Consider the following 24,182-nt stretch of genomic DNA (forward strand, 5'->3'; position numbering starts at 1 on the left):
GCGGAACGGGTGGGCACAGACCACCACCGGCCCGCAGCCGACAACGAAACCCCCAGCAAGGAGCAAAGATGTCGCCCCAGACCCAGCCCCACGCAGTGGGCTCCGCAGTGGCCCGCGTCCGCATGGCCTACGCCCGTATCGAGGCCACCGCCCGCCCCGAGGTCTGGATCGACCTGCGCCCCCAGGCAGAGGTCGAGGAGGAGGCCCGAGCCGTCGACACCCGCCTCGCCGCAGGCGAACACCTCCCCCTCGCGGGCAAGCTCTTCGCGGCGAAGGGCAACATCGACGTGGCGGGCCTCCCCACCACAGCCGGCTGCCCGGCCTACGCGTACCGCCCGGAGGCGGACGCCCCGGTGGTCGCCCGCCTCCGCGCGGCCGGCGCGATCGCCCTCGGCACCACGAACCTGGACCAGTTCGCGACGGGCCTGGTCGGCACCCGCTCCCCGCACGGCCCGGTCCGCAACGCCATCGCCCCCGAGAGAATCAGCGGCGGTTCCAGTTCAGGCAGCGCGGTCGCGGTGGCCCTGGGCATCGTGGACCTCGCCCTGGGCACGGACACCGCGGGCAGCGGCCGCATCCCCGCGGCCTTCAACGGCATCGTCGGCCTCAAGCCGACCCGAGGCCTCGTCCCCACGGACGGCGTGGTCCCGGCCTGCGCCACCCTCGACTGCGTGACGGTCTTCGCCCGCACCCTCCAGGAGGCGGAACAGGCCCTGGCGCACATGACCTCGCCACCCGCCCGCGACCTCCCCGCGCTCCCCCAGCGCACCCCGGGCCCATGGCGCGTCGCCGTCCCGCCCCGAGAGCAACTCGGCGAGCTGGACGAGGGCTGGGCGGAGGCGTACGAGGAGGCCGTCGCCCAACTCCGCGTGGCTGGAGCCGAGTTGCGCCCCCTCGACCTCGCACCCTTCACCGAGGCCGCCGCGATGCTCTACGAGGGCGCCTTCGTGGCCGAGCGCTACACCGCGGTGGGGAGCTTTGTCGACAAGTTGCTCTCCGAGGGCGGCGCGGGCCTCGACCCGACGGTCGCCGGCATCATCACCCGCGCCCGTAACATCCCGGCGCACCAGCTCTTCGCCGACCAGGACCGGCTGGCGGCCCTGCGCACCCGCGCCCTGGCGGAGCTCGGCGACGCGGACGCCCTGCTCCTCCCTACGGCCCCGGGTCACCCCACGCTCGCCGAGGTCGCCGCCGACCCGCTCGGCTCCAACGCCCGGCTCGGCCGCTTCACCAACTCCACGAACCTCTTCGACCTGGCGGCCGTGGCCGTCCCGGCGGGTGATGTGGCGGGCCTCCCGTTCGGCGTGATGCTGATCGGCCCGGCCTTCACCGACGAACGCCTCGCCCGGATCGCCCGGACCCTGGAAGCGCCGACGGCCCGGATCGCCGTGGTCGGCGCTCACCTGTCGGGCCAGCCGCTCAACGGCCAACTCCTCTCCCTGGGCGCCCGGTTGGAACGTACGACCAGGACCGCGCCCGTCTACCGACTGCACGCCCTGCCGACCGAACCGCCCAAGCCCGGCCTCGTCCACGTGGGCGAGGGCGGCACGGCGATCGAGGCCGAGGTGTGGCGGCTGCCCGCCGGGGGGCTCGGCCGTCTGCTCGCCGCGCTGCCCCGGCCGATGGCCCTGGGCCGGGTCGAACTGGCCGACGGCGACGAGGCACCCGGCTTCCTGTGCGAGCCGGGCGCACTCGACGGCGCGCGGGACATCACGGCGTACGGCGGATGGCGCGCGTATCTGAACTCCCCCGACGAGTGACACGCCCCCGACACCGGACCGGCCACGGCGCGACGCGGCCCCTCCGCTGAACCGGCCGCCACCCGACCCAGCCGACCCTTTAGCCCCTCACCGGACGATCGTCTTTCGCGAGAGCGACCGTCCACCGAGGGCAGGGCCGGCTCACCCCACCGACGAGTAAGCCACCACTCCCCGCAGCAACTGATCAACCGCCTTGCGCGCGTTCTTCGCCACCGTCGAGCTCGCCCCGGACGAGACCGGTGCCGCCGCGGAGATCTGTCCCAGCACGTCGATGACCTGCTTGCACCAGCGGACGAAGTCGCCGGCGGGCATCTCCGCCTCGCGCAGCACCTCGTCGAGGCCCTTGCCGGACGCCCACTCGTAGGCGGCCCAGGCGAAGCCCAGATCCGGCTCGCGCTGGCCGACGCCCTCGGTCTGGGTGATGCGGAAGTCCTCCTCCAGGGCGTCGAGCCGGCCCCAGATGCGGACCATCTCGCCGAGCGCGGCCTTCGCCTTGCCGGACGGCAGCTTCGGTGCCATCGCGTCGTCGCCGACCCTGGACTCGTACACCAACGCCGAGACGCACGCGGCCAGTTCGGCCGGTCCGAGGCCCTCCCAGACTCCTTCGCGCAGGCATTCGCTGGAGAGCAGGTCCATCTCGCCGTAGAGCCGGGCCAGTCGCTTGCCGTGCTCGGTGACCTCGTCGGCGCGCAGATAGTCCAGCTCGGTCAGGAGCGCGACGATGCGGTCGAAGGTGCGGGCGATGGTGTTCGTCCGGCCCTCGATGCGGTTCTCCAGCTGGGCGGTGTCGCGCCGCAGCCGGTGGTAGCGCTCGGCCCAGCGGGCGTGGTCCTCGCGGTCGGTGCATCCGTGGCAGGGGTGGGCCCGGATCGCCGTGCGCAGCTGGGCGATCTCGCGGTCGTCGGCGGCCTCGGCGCGACGCTTGCGGTGCCGCTCGGGCACGATGTGCCCGGCCTTCGTGCGCAGCGCCGAGGCGAGGTCGCGGCGCGACTGCGGCGAGCGCGCGTTGAACGACTTCGGGATGCGCATCCGCTCCAGCGCCTCGACAGGCACCGGGAAGTCGGTCGTGTTGAGCCGCTTGACCTGCCGCTCGGCGGTGAGGACGAGGGGGCGCGGCCCGTCGTGCTGCTCGAAGCCCCGGTGTCCGTTGGACCGCCCGGCGGGCAGCCCCGGGTCGAGGACGAGCGCGAGTCCCGCGAACTTGCCGGTGGGGACGTGGATGACGTCACCCGGCTTGAGCTTCTCAAGGGAGACAGCCGCCTCGGCACGCCGCTGCGACACGCCCTGCTTGGCCAGCTCGGTCTCGCGGTCCTTGAGGTCGCGGCGCAGTCGCGCGTACTCGTCGAAGTCCCCGAGGTGGCAGGTCATGGACTCCTTGTAGCCCTCGAGACCCTCTTCGTTGCGCTGCACCTGGCGGGAGATCCCGACGACCGACTTGTCGGCCTGGAACTGCGCGAAGGACGTCTCGAGCAGTTCGCGCGAGCGGTGCCGCCCGAACTGCTCGACGAGGTTCACCGCCATGTTGTACGACGGCTTGAAGCTGGAGCGCAGCGGGTACGTGCGCGTGCCGGCGAGTCCCGCGAGGTGGTCGGGGTTGATCCCGCGCTGCCACAACACGACGGCGTGGCCCTCCACATCGATGCCGCGGCGGCCGGCCCGGCCGGTGAGCTGGGTGTACTCGCCGGGGGTGATGTCGGCGTGCTGCTCGCCGTTCCACTTGACGAGCTTCTCCAACACCACCGAGCGGGCGGGCATGTTGATGCCGAGCGCGAGGGTCTCGGTGGCGAACACGGCCTTCACCAGGCCGCGTACGAAGAGTTCCTCGACGACCTCCTTGAACGTCGGCAGCATGCCCGCGTGGTGGGCCGCGATGCCGCGCTCCAGGCCTTCCAGCCACTCGTAGTAGCCGAGGACATGGAGGTCCTCGTTCGGGATGGAGGCGGTGCGCTCCTCGACGAGGGCGCGGACTCGGTCCCGGGCCTCCTCGTCGTTCAGCCGCAGCCCCGCGTACATGCACTGCTGGACGGCTGCCTCGCAGGCGGCGCGGCTGAAGATGAAGGTGATGGCGGGCAGCAGCCCTTCGGAGTCGAGCCGTTCGATGACCTCGGGCCGCCCCGGTGTCCACACCCTGGACCGCTGCCGCCGCTCGCGCTCCCGGTCGGCGTCGCGCATGGCGCGGCCCCGCTTGCGGTCCTGGTACGACGGACGGCTGGCCTCCATGCGCGCCAGGCGCGTGAGGTCGGGGTTGACGGCCTTCTTGTGGCCCTCGCCCTCCTCGAAGAGGTCGTACATCCGGCGCCCGGCGAGCACGTGCTGGAAGAGCGGCACGGGCCGGTGCTCGGAGACGATCACCTCGGTGTCACCGCGGACGGTGTCGAGCCAGTCGCCGAACTCCTCCGCGTTCGACACCGTCGCCGACAGTGACACCAGGGTCACCGACTCGGGGAGGTGGATGATCACTTCCTCCCAGACGGCGCCGCGGAAGCGGTCCGAGAGGTAGTGCACCTCGTCCATGACGACGTAGCCGAGGCCGAGGAGGGTCTGCGAGCCCGCGTACAGCATGTTCCGGAGGACCTCGGTGGTCATCACGACCACCGGCGCCTCGGAGTTGACGCTGTTGTCGCCGGTGAGCAGACCCACCTTGTCCGCGCCGTAACGACGGCTCAGGTCGGCGTACTTCTGGTTCGACAGTGCCTTGATGGGTGTGGTGTAGAAGCATTTCTTGCCCTGCTGGAGGGCGAGATGGACGGCGAACTCGCCGACGATCGTCTTGCCCGAGCCGGTGGGCGCGGCCACGAGAACACCCTTGCCCGATTCGAGGGCCCGACAGGCCTCGATCTGGAAGGGATCGAGGCCGAAGTCGTACATCTCGCGGAAGTCCGCGAGCGCGGTGGCCTGCTCGACAGCACGCTTACGGGCTGCCGCGTACCGCTCGGCCGGTGAGAGATCCTCTGTCATCGTGCATTCGAGACTACCGGCCACCACTGACAACAGGACGATCATTATCCGATCGGAGCCTGTGGATCCGGCGTCCGACCAGCTCGGGAAGTCCCTTGCCAGGACCGCGCGCGCCCCCTGCCGGGACCGCACTCGCTGTTCAGGGCCCCGCGACCCGCACCGCGCCGCGTATGCATTCCGCGGTCAACGGCAGCGGCCCGAGCGGCTCCCCGTCGGCGTATCCGGTGATCCCTTCGGCAGCCAGTTCGATCTTCGCCGCGCGGTGCACGGTGATCTTGGGGTGGCCGAGATGCGTGCCCTTGTAGACCTGCGGAAAGACCCGGAGCAGCGACCTGCGGCTGCAGTCCCCGACCACGGTGACGTCGAAGAGCCCGTCCGTGAGATCGGCGCCCGCGCAGATCTTCATCCCGCCCCCGTACGAGGACCCGTTGCCGACGGCCACCAGCGTCGCCTCGATCTCGCGGACCTCCCCGTCGTCCAGGGTGATTTGGAACGGGAAGGGCCTGAAGGCGGCGAGCTCGGCGAGCATCGCAAGGTCGTACTTGAAGCGGCCGGTGGGCCATCTCATGCGGTTGCCGCGGTCGTTGACCCGTGAGTCGAAGCCGGAGGCGAGGACGGTGCCGAACCAGGTGCCGCCGACGCGCCCCAGGTCGATGTCGCGCAGCCGTGCCCCCTTGAGGGCCTCGGCGACCACCCGTCCCGCGGCGGCGGGGTCGCGCACCGGCAGTCCGAGGGCCCGCGCGAAGTCGTTCCCGGTACCGACGGCGACCAGGCCCAGCGGTGTACGGGTCCCGGCGACGGCCTGGAGCGCGAGGTTGGCCATGCCGTCGCCGCCGACGGCCACCAGGGCGCCCGTGCCGGCCTCGACGGCGGCACGCGCGCGCGTGAGGGCGTCCTCGGCGTTCTCCCCGAGGACCGTGCGTACGGAGAAGCCGGCGGCCCGCAACGCGGAAGCGGCCGGCTGCGCCGCGTGGGCGCCCCGGCCGCGTCCCGCGGTGGGATTGACGAAGAGGGTGATCTCGCTGGTCACGGCCACGGACCTTACAACGTCGTCCGGGAAGGCCGTCCGGCGACGTCAGGTCACGTCGTCGTAGCCGTTGATCCGGTCGTGCTCGGAGTCCGCCTGCGCCGGGAGCGCGCGGTTCGCCGACACGGACTCGATCTCGCCGATGTCCTCGGGTGTGAGATCGAGCTCGGAGGCCTCGTCGTCGTCCGGTCCCTCGGCCTCGCGACGGGCCCTGCGGCGGTCGTTCAGCAGCGAGAAGCCGGTGGCCGCGAAGTAGAGGATCCAGATCGGCCCGGCGAGCGCCATCATCGTCAGCGGGTCGGTGCTGGGCGTGGCGACCGCGGCGAACACGGTGATGCCCATGATCATGCCGCGCCACCAGCCTGCCATGCGCTTGCCGGAGATGATCCCGGTCAAGTTGAGCATCACCAGGAGCAGCGGCAGCTCGAAGGAGAGGCCGAAGACGATCACCATGCGCGTGACGAGGTCGAGCAGGTCGTCCAGGGGCAACAGGTTGTCCACGCCGAACGGTGTGAACTCGATCAGCACCTTCGCGGTGGTGGGCAGCACCTTGTACGCGAAGAATCCGCCGCCGAGGAAGAGCGGGACGCCCGTCGCGACGAACGCGTAGGCGTACTTCTTCTCGCTCTTGTGCAGGCCGGGCGCGACGAACGCCCAGAGCTGGTAGAGCCAGACCGGCGAGGCGAAGACGACGCCGGCCATGAGCGAGACCTTCAGCGCCAGCGTGAAGGGGGTGAGCAGACCGTTGATGGTGATCTGCGCGCAGGTGGTGTCGTCGGGCGCCTTCGCCAACTGCTCGAACGACTTCGCACAACCGACCGAGTCGAGGATCGGTTCGGTGAAGAAGTTGATGATGTCGTTGTAGAAGAAGGCAGCGACGACCGTGACGACGACGATGGCCAGCATCGCCTTCGCGAGCCGGTTGCGGAGCTCACGAAGGTGCTCCGCGAGGGGCATCCGCCCCTCCGGATCCTTCTCCTCGGTCTTGCGGGCAGACTTGAGCAACCCACGTTCCCATCTCGTGCAGGGGGCCGGCGGTCACCGGCCCTGCGTCAGCGCTTGGTCGTGTCCGTCGGCTCGGTGACCGGGCGCGAGCTGGTCACGTCACCGGGCGCGGCCTGGATGGTGCGCTGGACCTGGGACTGCTGGTCGTCCTGCGGCGGGGCTGCCGGGGTGGCGCTGTCGTCCTTGCCCTCGGTCTTCATCGCCTTGGCCTCGCTCTTGAGGATGCGGGCGGACTTGCCCAGCGAGCGAGCCATGTCCGGAAGCTTCTTCGCGCCGAACAGCAGGATGATGACGACGAGGATGAGAATGATCTCGGGAGCGCCGAGCCTTCCGAACATAAGCTTTTACCTTCTCACCGAGGCGGCGTGGTTGGGTTGCTGCCCGACCGGTCGGACGTCTGTCCGATCAGTCGTGCTGGCAGCGATCGTAACGCTCAGGGGTAAACGCGAGGCAATCCCTGTGCGTACTCCCAGTTCGCGGACGGCGCCTCGCTCTCCGGGCCGCGACCAGCAGCGTACCTGCCGATCCTGGGAACCAGACAGGTCGGAGTGACTCAAAGCGCACGGACAGGAAGGCTCAGACGGCGTCCGCGGCGCGGGCGGCGCCGGCGGACGCGTGCTCCAGATCCTCGGCCGCGCGATTGATCCTGCGTGCGGACTCGGTGACCTGCCTGCCCAGACGCTCCGCCTCCAGAAAGACACGGACGGCGAGCACGCCGAGGACGGAGATTCCCAGGAAACCCACAGCGATCGCGAACATCGGCCAGAACATGGCTCGACCCTAAGCCCCGTGAACCGTCGCGTGCAGCCGCAGGGCCCGGACCCCTCCGCCGGTGAGGAGTTCGACGATGCGCTCCCCGGCCGGCTTGCGTACCGCGGCGGCGCACTCCGGGCAGGTGAAGGAGTAGAAAGTGGTCCGATGTGTGGCGCCGATGACCAGGCGCAGGGCGTTCGCGGAGAGTTCGAAACCGGCCCGGCAGTCGGGGCACGCGGCCTTGAACACCACGGGATCCACCCTTGTCATCCCCGAGAACGCGGACGCCACGGACATTTCACTGATACCAGACATTACCGACCCGCTCAAAGCCCTTGCTCCTGCCTGCCGTACAGCCCGTCATGAACTCCGTGCGGCCCGTCGCCCGGGCGCTGCGCTCCCCCGCCGCCGGCAAACGGGGCACCAGGTCCACCGTCGCGAGGCGTACCGGGAACTCCCTGCGGCCGGTCCCCGGTGTCACCGGCCCCCTGCGGTCCGTCGTACGCCGCGAGGGCCTCACGGGCCGCCTGCCGGGCGCTGTCCGCGACCTCCACCGGCGACACGATCCGGCCTTCCCTGCCGAGCCTCAGCGCGAGACGGCGCAGCGAGGCCGGGTCGGGGGCGCGCAGGGTGATGCGCAGGCCGCCGTCGGTGAGCTCCTCGGCGCTGTCGTGCGGGTAGTACTCGGCGACCCAGCGCCCGCCGGGGCCGACCTCCACGACCACCTCGGGATCCTCGGCGGCCGGCTGCACCAGCCCCTCGGAGAGGTCCCGCAGCTCGACCTCGGGCGGCGCGGACGCCTCGTCGAGGATCTTGATCTCGGCGACGCGGTCGAGCCGGAAGGTGCGCCGCGCCTCGGAGCGGCGGCACCACGCCTCCACGTACGTGTGTCCGACGCTGACCAGGCGGATCGGGTCGATCTCCCGCTCGGTGAGCTCGTCCCGCGAGGGTGAGTAGTAGCGGATCCACAGCCTGCGCCGCTCGGAGATCGCCCGGTCGACGTCGGCGAAGACCCCGCCCTCGGACTCAAAGGTGACCGACAGCCGGGCGCTGGCCCCCGCCGCCTCGCCCGAGGCGGCCTCCACCTTCGCGGTGGCCCGCAGCAGCGCCTGCCGGTCGCCCTCACGCAGCCCGGGCAGGGTCGACACGGCCCGGGCGGCCACCAGCAGCGCGGTCGCCTCGTCGGCGGCGATCCGCAGCGGCTCGGCGACATCGTCAGGGTTGTGCCACCAGATCCGGTCGCCGTCGGTGTCGATGTCGAGCAGATCGCCCCCGCGGAAGCTGGTCCCGCACAGCGGCAGCACGTCGAGGTCGGAGATCAGCTCGTCCTCGGTGATCCCGAAGGCCCGCGCGACGTCCTCGACCCGGGCGCCGGGCCGCTCCCGCAGATACGTCACCAGGGAGAGCATCCGCCGGGTCTGGTCGAGCGCGTTCGTGGGCTTGGCCGGTTTTCCTGCCACTTTCTTACGTTCCCCTCAGCCCTTGGCCACGGCGCGCAGCCGGTCGACGACGTCGGCCCGCAGCTCGGCGGGTTCCAGGACGACCACGTCGGGCCCGAACTCGACGAGCCAGGCATCCAGACCGTGCCCGTACGGAATCTCCAACTCGTCCCACCCGTCACCGAGTTCCCGTACGGAGGCGGCTTTCGCGCGCAGCGGGTAACCCGAGCCCGACCGCAGCCGGATCAGCGCGGAGCGGTCGGCGATGTCCCCCGCCCAGCTCGCGACGCTCTCACGCACGGTCACGACGTCGGGCACCTGGGCCGTGTACTTTCCGCCGCGCGTACGGACCTTGCCGGTGATCCGGGAGAGCCGGAAGACCCGCTCCGCGCCCCGGTCGCGGTCCCAGCCGGCCAGGTACCAGTGGCCGCGCCAGCACTCCAGGGCCCACGGCTCGACGATGCGGGGCTCGGGCCGGGCCGCGGTCGCCTTGCGGTAGTCGAAGGCGACGGGCCGCCGGTCGCGGCAGGCGAGCATCAGGGGCTCGAAGGCGGCCTCGTGCACGGGGATACGGGGTTCCAGGGCACCGTGGGCCTCGTACGGATCGACGTCCTCGGGGAGGCCCGCGGCACGCAGTTTCTGCAGGGCGCCGCTCGCCGCGCCCGCGAGGCGGGCCTGCTGCCAGACCTTGGCGGCCAGACCGAGGGCGGCGGCCTCTTCGGCGTCGAGGGTGATGGGAGGCAGCCGGTTGCTGTCGCGGCGGGCCAGATAGCCGACTTCGCCGTCGAGGTTCTCCACCGTCTCGATGACCAGGCCGAGTTCGCGCAGATCGTCCTTGTCGCGCTCGAACATCCGGTTGAAGGAGTCGTCCGAGCTCGCTTCCAGATAGGCCTCGATGGACTCGCGGAGTTCGCGCTTGCTGAGCGGCCGCCGGGTCCCGAGCAGACACAGCGCCAGGTTCATCAGCCGCTCCGCCTTGGCAATGGCCATCGATGCCCTTCCCTATGATGCTTCCGACCGATGACCGTACCGCCCCGGCGTGTCGTGGCAAAAGCCGAGGGCCCATGCCCGGACTGGCATGGGCCCCAAATGATCGGGTCCGGTCGGACCGTGATCACACGGCGCACGAAGATCGGACCATGATCAGACCTTCGTGATCACCACGGCCGTGTCACGACCGTGGTGATCGGGTCGCACTCGGGCCCTCCCGGTGACCGGACCGCGGGTCTCCCCCGGCCGGTCTCCGCGAAGGCTCAGACGCCGACCAGGTCGCAGACGAAGATCAGCGCCTCGCCGGGCGCGATACGGCCGCCACCGGCGCCACGCTCGCCGTAGGCGAGGTGCGAGGGGATGATCAGCTGACGGCGTCCGCCGACCTTCATACCCTGTACGCCCTGGTCCCAGCCCGCGATGACCTGGCCGACACCCAGCTTGAACTGGAGCGGCGTACCGCGGTTCCAGGAGGCGTCGAACTCCTCGCCCGAGGAGAAGGCCACACCGACGTAGTGGACGGAGACGGTGTCGCCCGCCTTGGCCACCGGGCCGTCGCCCTCCCAGATGTCCTTGATGTCGAGGTCCGCCGGGGGCTCGCCGCCCGGGAAGTCGATCTCGGGCTTCTCGATGCTCACGTTTCTGGCTCCTGCTTGTTCTCGGTGGGGCAACCCGGACAGTCTGTCACTCTCAGCTCGTGGCCAGAATGTCGACCACGAACACGAGGGTGGACTTGGCGGGCAGCTCCTTGCCCTTGGCCTCGTCGCCGTACGCCTGGGCGGCCGGAATCACCAGCAGGACCCGGTCCCCGACGTGCTTGCCGACGATCCCCTTGTCCCAGCCGGGGATGACCTGGCCCTGACCGATGACGGTGCTGAAGGGCTGGCCGCTCTTCCAGGACGAGTCGAAGAGCGTGGCCTTCTCCTTGCCCTTGTTGATCTCCCAGGCGGCGCCGCTGTACTGCATGGTGACCGACTTGCCGCTCTTCACCTCGGCGCCCTTGCCCTGGATGAGGACCTTGTCGACCAGCTTGGCCGGCGGGTCGTTCTTCGGGACGGAGATCGTGGCGGGCGCCTCGTCGTCGGCCTTGATCTGCGGCAGGTCGGACGGGATGGCGGCCTGCTTGCCCTCGACCTTCTTCGGGACGACGTCGCCCACGTCGAGCGCGAAGACCAGGGTGTCGGTGCCCGACACTCCGGCCTGTTGGTTGCCCTGGCTGCCGAAGCCGGCGGCCGGCGGAGCGACAACCAGGACGCGGCTGCCCTCCTTCTGCCCCACGAGCGCCTTGGAGAACGCCGGGATGACCGTGTCGGAACCGGCCGTGACCAACTGCGGGGCGCCGCCCTCCTGGTAGGTGGAGCCGAGGTCCTTGCCGCTCTTCCAGACCTTGCCGGTGAAGTTCATCGACACCAGATCGTCCTTCTTCACCACCGCGCCGTCGCCCTCGGAGACCGCGTGCACGACGAACTTGTCGCTCGGGTCACCCTTGGGCACCTCGATCGTCGCCTTCTTGCCGAAGGCGCCCTTGACCTCGGGCATCGGCGACGCCGAGTCCACCGGCTTCGGTGCGCCCGCGGAGGAGGCGGCGGAGGACGACGCCGACGGGTCGGCCTTGTCCTTGTCGCCCTTGTCGTCGTCACTTCCGCAGGCGGACGCGGTCAGCGCCAGGGCAGGCACGATCAGGAGAGCAGCAAGTCGGCGTCGCACATCGGTCCTCAGGTCGCTCGAACAGGGTCCGGCCACTCTAGGCCCTCACGGCACTGGGCCGGGGCAGGCGGAACCGACCGTGCCGGTCGAGGACATACGGCCGAGGACATGAAAGAGGTCCTGTACACCCGCGGTGTACAGGACCTCTGCCGTGCGGACCACCGCCTACATCCCGGCGATCAACTTCTCCACCCGGTCATCGACGGAACGGAACGGGTCCTTGCACAACACGGTGCGCTGTGCCTGGTCGTTGAGCTTCAGATGGACCCAGTCGACGGTGAAATCACGACGCTGTTCCTGGGCACGCCGGATGAAGTCGCCGCGCAGCCGGGCCCGAGTGGTCTGCGGCGGTACGGACTTGCCCTCGAAGATCTTCAAGTCGTTGCAGATCCTGGCGGCTTGGCCCCGCTTCTCCAGCAGGTAGTAGAGACCCCGGCGACGGTGGATGTCGTGGTAGGCGAGGTCTATCTGAGCGACACGCGGATGCGACATCGTCATGTTGTGCTTGGCGCGATACCGCTCGATGAGCTTGTACTTCATCACCCAGTCGATTTCGGTACCGATCCGGTCGAGGTCCTCGGACTCGATCGAGTCGAGCGTGCGGCCCCACAGCTCCAGGACCTGGTCGACGACGCCGGTACGGATACCGCGGCGCTCGACGAAGTCCACCGCCTTCTCGTAGTACTCGCGCTGCACGTCGAGAGCCGAGGCCTCGCGGCCGCTGGCCAGGCGCACCTTGCGGCGGCCCGTGATGTCGTGGCTGACCTCGCGGATGGCCCGGATCGGGTTCTCCAGGGTCAGGTCACGCATCACCGTGCCCGCCTCGATCATGCGCAGCACCAGGTCGGTGGCGCCGACCTTGAGGAGCATGGTCGTCTCGGACATGTTCGAGTCACCGACGATGACGTGCAGCCGTCGGTAGCGCTCGGCGTCCGCGTGCGGTTCGTCGCGGGTGTTGATGATCGGCCGGGAGCGGGTCGTCGCCGAGGAGACGCCCTCCCAGATGTGCTCGGCCCGCTGGCTGACGCAGTACACGGCACCACGCGGGGTCTGCAGCACCTTGCCGGCACCGCAGAGAAGCTGCCTCGTGACGAGGAACGGAATGAGGATGTCCGCGAGCCGGGAGAACTCCCCGTGACGGGCCACCAGATAGTTCTCGTGGCAGCCGTAGGAGTTGCCCGCCGAGTCGGTGTTGTTCTTGAAGAGGTAGACGTCGCCCGCGATTCCTTCCTCGTGCAGGCGTCGTTCGGCGTCTACCAGGAGTCCTTCCAGAATGCGCTCGCCGGCCTTGTCGTGGGTGACCAGTTCCGTCACGTTGTCACATTCGGGTGTCGCGTATTCCGGATGTGATCCCACGTCGAGATAGAGGCGGGCGCCGTTTCGCAGAAAGACATTGCTGCTGCGGCCCCATGACACGACACGGCGGAAGAGGTACCGCGCCACCTCGTCGGGAGACAGGCGTCGCTGTCCCCTGAACGTACACGTGACGCCGTACTCGTTCTCCAGCCCGAAAATGCGGCGGTCCATGACTGAACATTACGCCTGATGGCCTGTGCTGAAACGGGGTTCGGGGGCACCGTTTCGATCATTTTCCGAACCGCCCTCGATCACCGTGCCCCCGCCCGTAGCTGCGAGGACCCGCCCCGTGGCCAGCAGAACGAGCAGCGCGGCACCTCCGGCGACAGCCGACACGGCGAAGCCCCGGACCGCTCCGCCCCACTCGATGACCGGTCCCGCAAGGCCCGTCCCGACGGACGCTCCCACCGTGAACGTCGTCACGAGCCAGGAGAACGCCTCGGTCACCGTGCCCCTCGGCGCGTGCCGGTCGACCAGGATGAACGCGCAGGCGATACACGGTGCGAGGAAGACCCCGGCAAGCGCCATCAGCGCCGTCATGGCGACCACACCCGGCATGAGCGTCAGCGGCAGATAACAGACCGCCAGAAGGGCGACGAGCACCCGCAGTCGCCGCTCCGGCGCGCCGCCCCACTGCCGCGCCCCGTAGACCGTGCCACCGACGAGCGCGCCGAGCCCGATGGCCGACATCAGCCAGCCGTACGTCGCGTCGCCGCCGTGGTCGTCCGCGTACGACACACTCGCGACGGTGATGGAACCGAGCGCCATTCCGACAAAAAGGAACGCGCCGAGCAGGGCGATGAGTCCGGTCGAGCGCAGCGCGCCGAGCCAGTGCGCCTCGCGCGGCGCCGAACGCCACGCGCGCGAGGGCCGCGAGACGACCACGGAGAGCGCGCCCAGCACCCCTATGACGTTGAGGATGATCAGCGCGGCCTGCGCGGACCACAGGGACACGCACAGCGTCACGAGCAACGGCCCGACGGTGAACATGACCTCCTGCGCCACCGCGTCCATCGCGTACGCCGTGTGCACCTGGTCCTCCTTACGCAGGACGGAGGGCCACAGCGCCCGCAGACCGCCCTCCAGGGGCGGCGTGAAGAGTCCGGCGACGGCTATGAGGGCGTACGCGAGTGGGAGCGCTCCGGTGCCGGTGAGGGCGAACACGGTGGTGGCGAGGGCGGAGACGAGCACGGCGGGCAGCTGGATCCGCGGCTGCCCATAGAGGTCCACCAGACGGCCGAGCAGCGGCTGACCCACGGCGTTGGCCACCCCGTAGACCGCGGCGAGCGCTCCGGCGAGGCTGTAGCTGCCGCCCTCCGCGCGGATGAACAGCACGATGGCGATCGCGGAGGTCGCGTTCGGCAACCTGCCCACCAGGGTGCCGACGAGCAGCCGCATGGCGTGTTTCGCCCGAAGGATCTCCAGATAACCGGTGGCCATGCCCCGCCCCTTTCGGCTCCAGAATGCCCGAGTTTTCCCGTCCGCGCCGTCGGAGGCCTCGGAAGTGTTACGTATAACTTCGCTCGTCATACGTACCATGTGCGCTGTCCGCGAGTCCAGCAGAAAGACAGGTCACCGGTGGCAGCAGGCAGCCCCCGCCCCACGAGCCGTGACGTCGCCCAGGCCGCGGGAGTGTCCCAGGCGGCCGTCTCCCTGGTGCTCGGCGACAAGTGGCGCGGGCGGGTCTCCCAGCCCACGGCGGAGCGCGTACGGGAGGCCGCGCGGGAACTCGGCTACCGGCCCAACCTCGCGGCCCGCAATCTGCGCCTGGGCAGCACACGTACGGTCCTGCTGGTCGTCCCCGCCCTGACGACCGAGTTCTTCGCCGGCGTCTACACGGGCGCGGCCCGCGTGGCGGCCGAGCACGGCTTCGGAGTGGTGCTCTACCCCTCCCCCGAGGGCATCGGCCCGGCCCGGGACCCCTTCGCATCCGCACAGGCCGCCCTGGACGGCGTCATCGCCTCCTCCATGGCCGCCGACGCCCTCACCGCGATCCGCGGCGACCAGCTCCCCCTGGTGATGCTCGACAGCGATCCGGCGGGCAGCACGGGCGCGGCAACGGTCAACCTCGACATCCGCGACGGCGTACGACAGGTCGCGGAACACCTGCTGGGCCAGGGACACCGCCGCTTCCTGCACCTGGCGGCGGACATCCCGTCCTGGACCTTCGAGATTCGCGCCCGTGAACTCGCCGAGCGCCTGGCCGCGGTCCCCGGCACGGACCTCCGCACCGCCCCCGCCCCGATCTCCATCGACGGCGCCCTGGCCGCCGCCGAGACCGCCCTCGCCGCCCCCGGCCCCCGCCCCACCGCCGTGGTCTGCGACGACGACAAACTGGCCGCCGGCGCCTACAAGGCCGCCCGCCGCCTGGGCCTGCGCATCCCCGACGACCTCTCCGTCACCGGCCTCGACGACCTGGCCCTCGCCACGGCCCTGGACCCGGAACTCACGACGGTCCGCCTCGACGCCGACCTCTTCGGCGAACGCGGCATGGAGGCCCTCCTTGCCGTCCTGAACGCCCGCGAGCCCACCGGCGAGGACATCCCGGTACACCTGGTGGTCCGAGGCTCCACAGCCCCACCAGGCGCCCCATAGAGCCCCGCAAGTAGCGCGGGGAACTGCGCGACGAGCCCCCACCGACCCGCAGGCAGAGAACCGGCCCGCATCCCCCGAAACGCCGTGTGCCCCGGCCTGCGAAAGGCCGGGGCACACAAGGGTCCACGCGCACGAGGATCAACTAGGTCGAGGAGGTCACTCCTCGTCCTCCGGGTCCTCGGCCTCCGCGGCGGTCGAAGCCCCGCCCTCCTCCAGCAACCGACCGAGCTGCCGGCCGGTGATCCGCTTGAACTTGCGCTGCTGCGGCCGCGTACGGTCCAGCACCGCGACCTCCAGCCGCTCCGCGGGAATCTCCCGCTCGGTGCCGTTCGTGTCGCGCGACAGCGCCTGAACGGCCAGCTTGAGCGCCTCGGCGAGCGACATCCCGTCCTGGTGCTGCTGGTCCAGGTAGGTGCTGATCTGCTCGGCGTTGCCGCCGACCGCGACCGAGCCGTGCTCGTCCACGATCGATCCGTCGTGCGGAAGGCGGTAGATCTGGTCGCCCTCGGGGGTCTCCCCCACCTCGGCGACGACCAGCTCCACCTCGTACGGCTTCTCCGCCGCGGAGGAGAAGATCGTGCCGAGTGTCTGGGCGTAGACGTTGGCGAGACCGCGGGCGGTCACGTCGTCACGGTCGTAGGTGTAGCCCCGGAGGTCGGCGTAACGGACGCCGCCGATCCGGAGGTTCTCGTATTCGTTGTATTTGCCTGCGGCAGCGAAACCGATCCGGTCATAGATCTCGCTGAACTTGTGCAGCGCACGGGACGGGTTCTCGCCGACGAACACGATGCCGTCGGCGAACTGCAGCACGACGAGGCTGCGGCCACGAGCGATGCCCTTGCGGGCGTATTCCGCCCGGTCGGCCATGGCCTGCTGGGGTGATACATAGAACGGCGTCGACACCGGCTATCCGTCCCTTTCTGTGGAAGTCACTCGATCACCTTGACAAGAGGTCCGCTGTCAGAGCAGCGCGGCCCGCGGGCCGTCGGGCTGCTCAAGGCGCCGCTCCAGGATCGAGCGGGCGATCTCGGAGGACTCGTCGTCGGTGAGACGGCGGAATCCGTCTGCGGTGATCACGGTGACGATCGGGTAGATCCGGCGGGCGACATCGGGACCACCGGTCGCCGAGTCGTCGTCGGCCGCGTCGTACAGCGCCTGTACGACGAGCGTCGTGGCCTCGCTTTCGGCCAGGTCCTTCCTGTAGAGCTTCTTCATGGCGCCGCGGGCGAAGATCGAGCCGGAGCCCGTGGCCGCGAAGCCGTGTTCCTCGGAGCGGCCGCCCGTCACGTCGTACGAGAAGATGCGGCCCTTGTCGCGGTCCACGTCGTACCCCGCGAAGAGCGGGACCACGGCCAGGCCCTGCATGGCCATGCCGAGGTTGGACCGGATCATCGTGGAGAGGCGGTTCGCCTTGCCCTCCAGGGAGAGCGTGGTGCCCTCCACCTTCTCGAAGTGCTCCAGCTCCAGCTGGAACAGCTTCACCATCTCCACGGCCAGACCGGCCGTACCGGCGATGCCCACCGCCGAGTACTCGTCGGCCGGGAAGACCTTCTCGATGTCGCGCTGGGCGATCATGTTGCCCATGGTTGCCCGACGGTCACCAGCGAGCACGACACCGCCGGGGAACGTGGCGGCCACGATCGTGGTCCCGTGCGGTGCCTCGATGACGCCCTTCATGGGCGGCAACTGCCGGTTGCCCGGCAGAATGTCCGGCTGGTGGTCCGACAGGAAGTCCATGAAGGACGACGACCCAGGCGTCAGGAAGGCAGCTGGTAGACGCCCGGTGCTACGAGTGTTGGCTTCCACGAGGATCCTTCCAAGTAGGCGGCAGCCCGACGAACTGCGTCGGGATCATCTCCCAACTTGCCGATGGCCGAATTGCAGTTGAAGCACAGTACGCCACGGACCCTACCCGTCTCATGGCAGTGATCCACATGAACAGCCGGAGCTTTCAGGCAGATCACACAGAGCCCCATCTGCGAGGCGACCATCCCGTCACGCTCGGCTTCGGTGAGGCCGTAGTGGCGCTTGAGGTGACCTGCACGCCCTTTGACCGCTCTGCACGACTTGCAGCTGGTCGAGAGGCCGTCGGAGGCAGTGGCGTTGCGATGCCACTCTCCATGCGGCTTGCTCTCTCCGCAGCTTCGGCAGAACTTGTGCCCTGGAGGCACGCTCACCTTCGGCCGCACATTCTTACCCTTGGCCAACTGCCGAGCTTGGTGGTAGGCAGCCCAGCACTCTCGGCAGTAGGCCTGCAGCCCGTCACGGGCTGCCCTATTGCCTGCGAAGGCTGCGCGCGGCTTGGATACCTTGCACCGCGAGCAGCGCTTCACATGCCCTTCACTCTCCAACCCGACGCCCCCCATAACCTTCGATTCGAAGGCTACTCGCCGCCCTTCTGAACGAAACTTCGAACGAAGTCCTCCGCATTCTCCTCGAGGACATCGTCAATCTCGTCCAGGACGGAGTCCACGTCGTCGCTCAGCTTCTCCTGGCGCTCCTTGAGGTCTTCGGATGCCTGCGCCTCGGGCGCCTCCTCGACCTCCTCGGTGCTGCGCGTCGCCTTCTGCTGTCCGCCGCCGGTGTCCTTGGTCGCCATAACCCTCACCCCGCTCGGTTCGACGTTCTTGATCAGACCCTACAAGCAGGGTCCGACATCGGCCCCGCAGTTGCTACAACGTCCGGGAACCACCTCCATGATTCCCGGACGGCGCCTTTTCCACCCTGCCGGGCCGGATCGGCCCAGGGGCTGTTTCAGTTGCCCGACAAGACCCTGACCAGGTCTTCTGCCGTGCGGCAGCGGTCGAGGAGCTCCTTGACGTGATTACGCGTTCCGCGAAGCGGCTCGAGGGTTGGGACCCGCTGGAGCGAGTCCCGGCCCGGCAGATCGAAGATCACCGAGTCCCAGGAGGCCGCCGCGACGTCGTCCGCGTACTGTTCGAGGCAGCGCCCGCGGAAGTACGCGCGGGTGTCCTCGGGCGGCTTCGTCTCGGCACGCTGCACGTCCGTCTCGTCCAGCAGGCGCTTCATCCTGCCCCGGGCGACGAGACGGTTGTAGAGGCCCTTCTCCGAGCGCACGTCGGCGTACTGAAGGTCGACCAGGTGCAGCCGTGCGGCGTCCCATTCGAGGCTGTCACGGCGCCGGTAGCCCTCCATGAGCTCCCGCTTGGCCACCCAGTCCAGCTCGCCCGCCAGGCTCATGGGATCGCTCTCCAGGCGCCCCAGGGTGTCCTCCCAACGAGTGAGCACGTCCTTGGTCTGCTCGTCCGCGTCCGCGCCGAACCGCTCCTCGACGTACTTGCGCGCCAGTTCGAAGTACTCCATCTGCAGCTGGACCGCGGTGAGTGTCCGGCCGCTGCGGAGCGTGATCAGGCGTTTGAGGGTCGGGTCGTGCGAGACCTGGTGCAGTGTGCGCACCGGCTGGTCCACGGCGAGGTCCACGGCGATGAAGCCGTCCTCGATCATCGACAGGACGAGTGCGGTCGTGCCGAGCTTGAGATAGGTCGAGATCTCCGAGAGGTTCGCGTCGCCGATGATCACGTGCAAGCGGCGGTACTTCTCGGCGTCCGCGTGCGGCTCGTCACGCGTGTTGATGATCGGACGCTTGAGAGTGGTTTCGAGGCCCACCTCGACCTCGAAGTAGTCGGCGCGCTGGCTGAGCTGGAAGCCGTGCTCGTGCCCGTCCTGGCCGATACCGACGCGGCCCGCTCCGGTGACGACCTGCCGTGAGACGAAGAACGGCGTGAGGTGCCGCACGATGTCCGAGAAGGGGGTCTCCCGCTTCATCAGGTAGTTCTCGTGCGTGCCGTACGAGGCGCCTTTGTTGTCGGTGTTGTTCTTGTAGAGGTGGATCGGCTGGGCGCCGGGCAGCTGGGCCGCGCGTTCCGCGGCCTCCGCCATGATGCGCTCGCCGGCCTTGTCCCACAGGACGGCGTCCATCGGGTTGGTCACCTCGGGGGAGCTGTATTCCGGGTGCGCGTGGTCCACGTACAGCCGTGCCCCGTTGGTGAGGATGACATTGGCGAGGCCGATGTCCTCGTCGGTGAGCTGACTGGAGTCGGCGGATTCGCGGGCGAGGTCGAAGCCCCGCGCGTCCCGCAGCGGGTTCTCCTCCTCGAAGTCCCAGCGGGCCCGCCGGGCCCGGTGCATCGCCGCCGCGTAGGCGTTGACGATCTGGGACGAGGTGAGCATGGCATTGGCGTTGGGGTGGCCGGGGACGGAGATCCCGTACTCCGTCTCGATGCCCATTACTCGCCGTACGGTCATGCGGCCCTCCTTGCCCGGCGGCGTCCTCGGTCGGGGACGCCGCTCAAGTACCGCTGGCGCTCCGGTGCGTGTGCGGTGCCCGTCCCCGCACTGCGCGACTCGGCGGTACCGAAGAGCCTAGAGCGCCTTTGCGCTGGTGGGGAGATCATTTGCGTCATTGCTCAGCTCCAGGTGTGCCTGGAAAACAGTTGGCTGCGGGTACCCGGTGAGGGCACCCGCAGCCACCCTGTCTTTTACAGGTACTGACCGGTGTTCGCCACCGTGTCGATGGAGCGTCCGGTGTCCGCGCCCTGCTTTCCGGTGATGAGCGTACGGATGTAAACGATCCGTTCGCCCTTCTTTCCGGAGATACGGGCCCAGTCGTCCGGGTTGGTGGTGTTCGGCAGGTCCTCGTTCTCCTTGAACTCGTCCACGCAGGCCTGGAGCAGGTGGGAGACCCGCAGGCCCTTCTGGTTGTGCTCGAGGAAGTCCTTGATCGCCATCTTCTTGGCGCGGCCGACGATGTTCTCGATCATGGCGCCGGAGTTGAAGTCCTTGAAGTACAGGACTTCCTTGTCGCCGTTGGCGTACGTGACCTCGAGGAAGCGGTTCTCCTCGGACTCGGTGTACATGTGCTCGACGGCGGTCTGGATCATGCTCTGGACCGTGGTGGTCTTGCTGCCGCCGTGCTCGCCGACGTCGTCGGAGTGCAGTGGGAGGCGCTCGGTGAGGTACTTGGCGAAGATGTCCTTGGCCGCCTCGGCGTCCGGACGCTCGATCTTGATCTTCACGTCGAGACGGCCGGGGCGCAGGATCGCGGGGTCGATCATGTCCTCGCGGTTCGAGGCGCCGATCACCACCACGTTCTGCAGGCCCTCCACGCCGTCGATCTCGGCGAGCAGCTGCGGGACGATGGTGTTCTCCACGTCCGAGCTGACGCCCGATCCACGGGTGCGGAAGAGGGACTCCATCTCGTCGAAGAAGACGATGACGGGGGTGCCCTCGCTGGCCTTCTCGCGAGCGCGCTGGAAGACGAGGCGGATCTGCCGCTCGGTCTCACCGACGTACTTGTTGAGGAGCTCGGGACCCTTGATGTTGAGGAAGAAGCTCTTGCCGGTGGCCTGTCCGGTCACCTCGGCGACCTTCTTGGCCAGCGAGTTGGCGACGGCCTTGGCGATGAGCGTCTTGCCGCATCCGGGGGGCCCGTACAGCAGGACGCCCTTGGGCGGCCGCAGTTCGTGCTCCTTGAACAGGTCGGGGTAGAGGTACGGGAGCTCGACCGCGTCGCGGATCATCTCGATCTGGCCGCCCAGACCGCCGATCTGCTCGTAGCCGATGTCGGGGACCTCTTCGAGGACGAGTTCCTCGACCTCGCTCTTGGGAACGACCTCGTAGACGTAGCCGGAGCGGGGTTCGAGGAGCAGGGCGTCGCCGGGGCGGATGGTGACGTCCATGAGCGGCTCGGCGAGCCGCACCACCCTTTCCTCGTCGGTGTGCCCCACCACGAGGGCGCGCTCGCCGTCCTCGAGGATCTCCTTGAGGGTGACGATGTCGCCGACGCTCTCGTACTCCATGGCCTCGACCACGTTGAGGGCTTCGTTGAGCATCACTTCCTGGCCGCGCCTGAGCTCTTCGAGCTCGACGCTTGGGCTGACGTTCACCCGGAGCTTGCGGCCCCCGGTGAAGATGTCGGCCGTGCCGTCCTCGTTCGCCACGAGGAAGACACCGAAGCCGGCCGGCGGCTGTGCGAGCCGGTCGACCTCCTCCTTGAGTGCCACGATCTGGTCGCGGGCCTCTCGGAGGGTGCCCGCGAGCCGCTCGTTCTGAGCGGACACGCCGGCCAGGTTGGTCTGCAGCTCGACGATCCGCTCTTCGAGAATCCTCGTGTGTCGCGGAGAGTCGGCGAGCTTGCGTCGCAGGACGGCGATCTCCTGCTCAAGGTAGGCAATCTGCCCGGACGGGTCGTCGGACCCTCGTCCCGGGCGGATGCCGCGGTTCATGTCGTCGTCGTGGGCTGCCACGGTCCTCACCTCCTCCAAGGGGAGCTGGACGCTTCCAGACCCTACCTGGGTGGGTGTCGATTGAAACCCCTAGATCACAAAGACGGTCGAGGTGTGTCCGATCTTCACCCTTGCGCTCTCCCTCACGCCAGTGGAATACCCACACAACGCGGCCGGGAAGCCGACGGAGGTAGGGTCGAAGTGTTCAACACCCGTCAGAGCTGGCCCGATTCCCAAGTCTTCGGATCGCTCGGCGCAGGAAACGGCAGGAGAAGCGACCGTGCAGCAGGAGGCCGGAGTCGACGGCGAGGGGCTTGAGGTCTGGATCGACCAGGACCTCTGTACCGGCGACGGAATCTGCGCCCAGTACGCCCCCGAGGTCTTCGAGCTGGACATCGACGGCCTGGCCTACGTGAAGAGTTCCCAGGACGAACTCCTGCAGGCCCCGGGCGCCACAACGCCCGTACCGCTGACGCTTCTGCGTGATGTCGCCGACTCCGCGAAGGAGTGCCCGGGCGACTGCATCCATGTACGTCGGGTTTCGGACAGGGTCGAGGTCTACGGTCCCGACGCGGAGTAGCCGACTAGCCACTCCGTGTAATGGCTTGTCTGGTTTCTCACGCCGGGCTTCCCTCTCACACGCTGTGGGCCTCGGACGGTGTCGAGCGGACGAACGCGCCGTTCTTCCACTGCCACTTGGCGCGCTCGGTGACGTCCGGACAGCAACTCGGTACGTCGCGCGACGAGTAGCCGAAGAGGGTCGCGGTGATCGTGGCGTCGCGGACGGCGAGTTCCTTGACGCTCAGACGGTCTTTCGGGTCGACCAGCGTGGCGACGACTCGGGGCTTCGGGTCGTCCGCGGACCGCGTGACGACGTAGACACCGCTGGGCGGTGTGCCGAAGCCGGTCTCGCAGCGGACCACGGCGACCGTTTCGGGGCGGCCGTCGCCGTCGAGGTCGCCGGAGGCCTGTTTCTGGACGGCGGCCTCGGTGCGGCCGCACTCGATCGGGAATTCGACGCCGGCCGGGTCGGGGGGCGCGACGGCGGCAGGGGCCGTCTTCGCCTCGGGGCCGTGCTGGGCGGCGGTGGCCCGGTCGGGCTGCAGGAAGCCGGAGGCCGCGACAACCGCGGCGAGGGCGGTCGCCGTGGCCAGCCAGTGGATCGGACGGGTGTGCGTGTGTGCCAGTTCCGGAACGGCGGATTGCTGCACTAGGAAGTGTCTCCTGTGAGGGCTGTGCCGGTGGGGGTGGCCAGCATGGTGCCACACGTCACACCGTGAGGGAACGGCGGGGTCCTGGGTTACTGGCGAGGTGTCAAGGGAAAAGCGTCGTGGCCGAGTTCCCGAGGTGCTCTCGGGAACTCGGCCACGACGCTTGAGCGTTGTACGCGGCACAGGGCCGCCTCGGCGGCCGGGCCTTCGTGGGTCAGCGGCCGGCGCCTCCGTCGGCGTTCGGACCGGTGTAGTCCTCGCCGTACGCGCCCTTGGAGGGACGGCGGCGACGCATGGGCGGCTCGACGCCGTCCGCGAGGCGGCGGGCGGTGAGCAGGAAGCCGGTGTGCCCGATCATCCGGTGGTCGGGGCGGACGGCCAGGCCCTCGACGTGCCAGTTGCGGATCATCGACTCCCAGGCGCTCGGCTCGTTGAAGCAGCCGATCTCGCGGATGGACTCGACGGTCCGGGCGAGCTGGGTCGTGGTGGCCACGTAGCAGCAGACGATGCCGCCGGGGACGAGTGCCTTGGAGACGGCTTCCAGGCACTCCCACGGGGCGAGCATGTCGAGGACGACGCGGTCGACCTCGGTGTCGCTGAGGTTGTCCTGGAGGTCGCCGACGGTGAGCTGCCAGGCGGGGTGCGGGCCGCCGAAGTAGCGCTCCACGTTCTGCTGGGCGATCTCGGCGAAGTCCTCGCGGCGCTCGTAGGAGTGCAGCATGCCCTGGTCGCCGATGGCGCGCAGCAGGAAACTGCTGAGCGAGCCGGAGCCCACGCCCGCTTCCACGACGCGTGCGCCGGGGAAGATGTCGGCGAAGGCCAGGATCTGCCCCGCGTCCTTGGGGTAGACCACGGCGGCGCCGCGGGGCATGGACAGGACGTAGTCGGGGAGCAGGGGGCGCAGTGCCAGATAGGCGACGTTCCCCGTGGTGCGGACAACGCTGCCCTCGGGAGCGCCGATCAGCTCGTCGTGCGGGAAGGAACCCTTGTGGGTGTGGAAGTTCTTCCCCGCTTCGAGCGTGAACGTGTAGTGGCGGCCCTTGGGGTCGGTCAGCTGAACCTGGTCCCCGACCTTGAAGGGCCCACGTCGGCGGGCGGCACCGGTCGGTTCGGACATGTGAACAGCTTACCGGTCC

23 protein-coding genes are annotated in these 24,182 nt (G+C 69.2%); 3 read left to right on the forward strand and 20 right to left on the reverse strand.

Annotation, left to right across the window (positions count from 1 at the left end; translation table 11 throughout):
* Nucleotides 1-68: 68 nt before the first annotated feature.
* Nucleotides 69-1,760, forward strand: coding sequence for an allophanate hydrolase (gene atzF, locus ACH4YP_RS24770; protein ID WP_398492515.1), 1,692 nt, complete (start codon nt 69-71; stop codon nt 1,758-1,760).
* A gap of 141 nt (nt 1,761-1,901) precedes the next feature.
* On the opposite strand, the gene ACH4YP_RS24775 is transcribed toward atzF, so the two are convergent.
* The 12 genes from ACH4YP_RS24775 to ACH4YP_RS24830 form a co-directional block, all read right to left on the reverse strand.
* Nucleotides 1,902-4,763, reverse strand: a complete 2,862-nt coding sequence (locus ACH4YP_RS24775) for a DEAD/DEAH box helicase (RefSeq protein ID WP_361063015.1) — start codon at nt 4,761-4,763, stop codon at nt 1,902-1,904.
* A 94-nt stretch (nt 4,764-4,857) separates the two neighbouring features.
* Nucleotides 4,858-5,748 carry a diacylglycerol kinase gene (locus tag ACH4YP_RS24780; protein ID WP_398492518.1) on the reverse strand — a complete coding sequence of 297 codons (891 nt, stop codon included), beginning with the start codon at nt 5,746-5,748 and terminating at the stop codon, nt 4,858-4,860.
* Nucleotides 5,749-5,793: 45 nt separating this feature from the next.
* Nucleotides 5,794-6,750 carry a twin-arginine translocase subunit TatC gene (gene tatC, locus ACH4YP_RS24785; RefSeq protein WP_361063010.1) on the reverse strand — a complete coding sequence of 319 codons (957 nt, stop codon included), beginning with the start codon at nt 6,748-6,750 and terminating at the stop codon, nt 5,794-5,796.
* 47 nt (nt 6,751-6,797) lie between these two features.
* Nucleotides 6,798-7,088 carry a Sec-independent protein translocase subunit TatA gene (gene tatA, locus ACH4YP_RS24790; protein ID WP_361063007.1) on the reverse strand — a complete coding sequence of 97 codons (291 nt, stop codon included), beginning with the start codon at nt 7,086-7,088 and terminating at the stop codon, nt 6,798-6,800.
* Between the two features lie 238 nt (nt 7,089-7,326).
* On the reverse strand, nt 7,327-7,521 hold the full coding sequence (locus ACH4YP_RS24795) for a hypothetical protein (RefSeq protein ID WP_398492520.1): 195 nt from the start codon (nt 7,519-7,521) through the stop codon (nt 7,327-7,329).
* 9 nt (nt 7,522-7,530) lie between these two features.
* Nucleotides 7,531-7,800: a hypothetical protein gene (locus tag ACH4YP_RS24800; protein ID WP_361063004.1), complete on the reverse strand. Its 270-nt coding sequence runs from the start codon at nt 7,798-7,800 to the stop codon at nt 7,531-7,533.
* A gap of 29 nt (nt 7,801-7,829) precedes the next feature.
* The gene (locus ACH4YP_RS24805) at nt 7,830-8,963 is read right to left on the reverse strand and encodes a helix-turn-helix transcriptional regulator (protein WP_398492522.1); all 1,134 of its coding nucleotides are present in this window, start codon (nt 8,961-8,963) and stop codon (nt 7,830-7,832) included.
* Nucleotides 8,964-8,978: 15 nt separating this feature from the next.
* A complete protein-coding gene (locus tag ACH4YP_RS24810; protein ID WP_361062997.1) occupies nt 8,979-9,932 on the reverse strand; it encodes a WYL domain-containing protein in 954 nt (317 codons plus the stop codon).
* A 263-nt stretch (nt 9,933-10,195) separates the two neighbouring features.
* Complete coding sequence (locus ACH4YP_RS24815; RefSeq protein ID WP_361062994.1) at nt 10,196-10,570, reverse strand: FKBP-type peptidyl-prolyl cis-trans isomerase; 375 nt, start codon at nt 10,568-10,570, stop codon at nt 10,196-10,198.
* A gap of 52 nt (nt 10,571-10,622) precedes the next feature.
* On the reverse strand, nt 10,623-11,639 hold the full coding sequence (locus tag ACH4YP_RS24820) for an FKBP-type peptidyl-prolyl cis-trans isomerase (protein ID WP_361062991.1): 1,017 nt from the start codon (nt 11,637-11,639) through the stop codon (nt 10,623-10,625).
* Between the two features lie 165 nt (nt 11,640-11,804).
* Nucleotides 11,805-13,166, reverse strand: coding sequence for a Pup--protein ligase (gene pafA / locus ACH4YP_RS24825; RefSeq protein WP_361062988.1), 1,362 nt, complete (start codon nt 13,164-13,166; stop codon nt 11,805-11,807).
* 9 nt (nt 13,167-13,175) lie between these two features.
* On the reverse strand, nt 13,176-14,435 hold the full coding sequence (locus tag ACH4YP_RS24830) for an MFS transporter (RefSeq protein ID WP_361062986.1): 1,260 nt from the start codon (nt 14,433-14,435) through the stop codon (nt 13,176-13,178).
* A gap of 138 nt (nt 14,436-14,573) precedes the next feature.
* Between ACH4YP_RS24830 and ACH4YP_RS24835 the strand changes: the two genes are divergently transcribed.
* A complete protein-coding gene (locus ACH4YP_RS24835) occupies nt 14,574-15,590 on the forward strand; it encodes a LacI family DNA-binding transcriptional regulator (RefSeq protein ID WP_398492525.1) in 1,017 nt (338 codons plus the stop codon).
* 156 nt (nt 15,591-15,746) lie between these two features.
* Here ACH4YP_RS24835 and prcA read toward each other — a convergent pair whose 3' ends face one another.
* The 6 genes from prcA to arc all read right to left on the reverse strand — a co-directional run bounded on the left by prcA (nt 15,747) and on the right by arc (nt 21,856).
* The gene (gene prcA / locus ACH4YP_RS24840; protein ID WP_200399349.1) at nt 15,747-16,493 is read right to left on the reverse strand and encodes a proteasome subunit alpha; all 747 of its coding nucleotides are present in this window, start codon (nt 16,491-16,493) and stop codon (nt 15,747-15,749) included.
* Nucleotides 16,494-16,550: 57 nt separating this feature from the next.
* Entirely contained in the window at nt 16,551-17,396 is an 846-nt protein-coding gene (gene prcB / locus ACH4YP_RS24845; RefSeq protein WP_398492528.1) for a proteasome subunit beta, read from the reverse strand.
* Nucleotides 17,348-17,956: an endonuclease VII domain-containing protein gene (locus ACH4YP_RS24850; protein ID WP_361062977.1), complete on the reverse strand. Its 609-nt coding sequence runs from the start codon at nt 17,954-17,956 to the stop codon at nt 17,348-17,350. Before ACH4YP_RS24850 ends, prcB begins: the two co-directional genes overlap by 49 nt.
* A gap of 17 nt (nt 17,957-17,973) precedes the next feature.
* Nucleotides 17,974-18,189, reverse strand: a complete 216-nt coding sequence (locus ACH4YP_RS24855) for a ubiquitin-like protein Pup (RefSeq protein WP_123544333.1) — start codon at nt 18,187-18,189, stop codon at nt 17,974-17,976.
* A 155-nt stretch (nt 18,190-18,344) separates the two neighbouring features.
* Complete coding sequence (gene dop / locus ACH4YP_RS24860) at nt 18,345-19,856, reverse strand: depupylase/deamidase Dop (RefSeq protein WP_361062973.1); 1,512 nt, start codon at nt 19,854-19,856, stop codon at nt 18,345-18,347.
* Nucleotides 19,857-20,089: 233 nt separating this feature from the next.
* The gene (gene arc / locus ACH4YP_RS24865) at nt 20,090-21,856 is read right to left on the reverse strand and encodes a proteasome ATPase (RefSeq protein WP_143635644.1); all 1,767 of its coding nucleotides are present in this window, start codon (nt 21,854-21,856) and stop codon (nt 20,090-20,092) included.
* Nucleotides 21,857-22,115: 259 nt separating this feature from the next.
* On the opposite strand from arc, the gene ACH4YP_RS24870 reads away from it, so the two are divergent.
* Entirely contained in the window at nt 22,116-22,415 is a 300-nt protein-coding gene (locus ACH4YP_RS24870; protein ID WP_055618382.1) for a ferredoxin, read from the forward strand.
* 55 nt (nt 22,416-22,470) lie between these two features.
* Here ACH4YP_RS24870 and ACH4YP_RS24875 read toward each other — a convergent pair whose 3' ends face one another.
* Both ACH4YP_RS24875 and ACH4YP_RS24880 read right to left on the reverse strand, forming a co-directional pair.
* Nucleotides 22,471-23,046 carry a hypothetical protein gene (locus tag ACH4YP_RS24875; RefSeq protein WP_398492532.1) on the reverse strand — a complete coding sequence of 192 codons (576 nt, stop codon included), beginning with the start codon at nt 23,044-23,046 and terminating at the stop codon, nt 22,471-22,473.
* A 214-nt stretch (nt 23,047-23,260) separates the two neighbouring features.
* Nucleotides 23,261-24,163 (reverse strand): tRNA (adenine-N1)-methyltransferase, encoded by a 903-nt coding sequence (locus ACH4YP_RS24880; RefSeq protein ID WP_361062964.1) that lies wholly within the window; start codon nt 24,161-24,163, stop codon nt 23,261-23,263.
* Nucleotides 24,164-24,182 lie beyond the last annotated feature (19 nt).

This window comes from Streptomyces sp. NPDC020747 (assembly GCF_044334695.1).
Taxonomy (GTDB): domain Bacteria; phylum Actinomycetota; class Actinomycetes; order Streptomycetales; family Streptomycetaceae; genus Streptomyces.

Coding starts and splice junctions, on each gene's coding strand:
- ACH4YP_RS24775 (WP_361063015.1), bottom strand. CDS start 4,763: ATGATCGTCCTGTTGTCAGTGGTGGCCGGTAGTCTCGAATGCACGATG.
- ACH4YP_RS24850 (WP_361062977.1), bottom strand. CDS start 17,956: ATGGGGGGCGTCGGGTTGGAGAGTGAAGGGCATGTGAAGCGCTGCTCG.
- ACH4YP_RS24830 (WP_361062986.1), bottom strand. CDS start 14,435: ATGGCCACCGGTTATCTGGAGATCCTTCGGGCGAAACACGCCATGCGG.
- ACH4YP_RS24810 (WP_361062997.1), bottom strand. CDS start 9,932: ATGGCCATTGCCAAGGCGGAGCGGCTGATGAACCTGGCGCTGTGTCTG.
- ACH4YP_RS24855 (WP_123544333.1), bottom strand. CDS start 18,189: ATGGCGACCAAGGACACCGGCGGCGGACAGCAGAAGGCGACGCGCAGC.
- atzF (WP_398492515.1), top strand. CDS start 69: ATGTCGCCCCAGACCCAGCCCCACGCAGTGGGCTCCGCAGTGGCCCGC.
- ACH4YP_RS24795 (WP_398492520.1), bottom strand. CDS start 7,521: ATGTTCTGGCCGATGTTCGCGATCGCTGTGGGTTTCCTGGGAATCTCC.
- ACH4YP_RS24800 (WP_361063004.1), bottom strand. CDS start 7,800: ATGTCCGTGGCGTCCGCGTTCTCGGGGATGACAAGGGTGGATCCCGTG.
- ACH4YP_RS24880 (WP_361062964.1), bottom strand. CDS start 24,163: ATGTCCGAACCGACCGGTGCCGCCCGCCGACGTGGGCCCTTCAAGGTC.
- tatA (WP_361063007.1), bottom strand. CDS start 7,088: ATGTTCGGAAGGCTCGGCGCTCCCGAGATCATTCTCATCCTCGTCGTC.
- dop (WP_361062973.1), bottom strand. CDS start 19,856: ATGACCGTACGGCGAGTAATGGGCATCGAGACGGAGTACGGGATCTCC.
- pafA (WP_361062988.1), bottom strand. CDS start 13,166: ATGGACCGCCGCATTTTCGGGCTGGAGAACGAGTACGGCGTCACGTGT.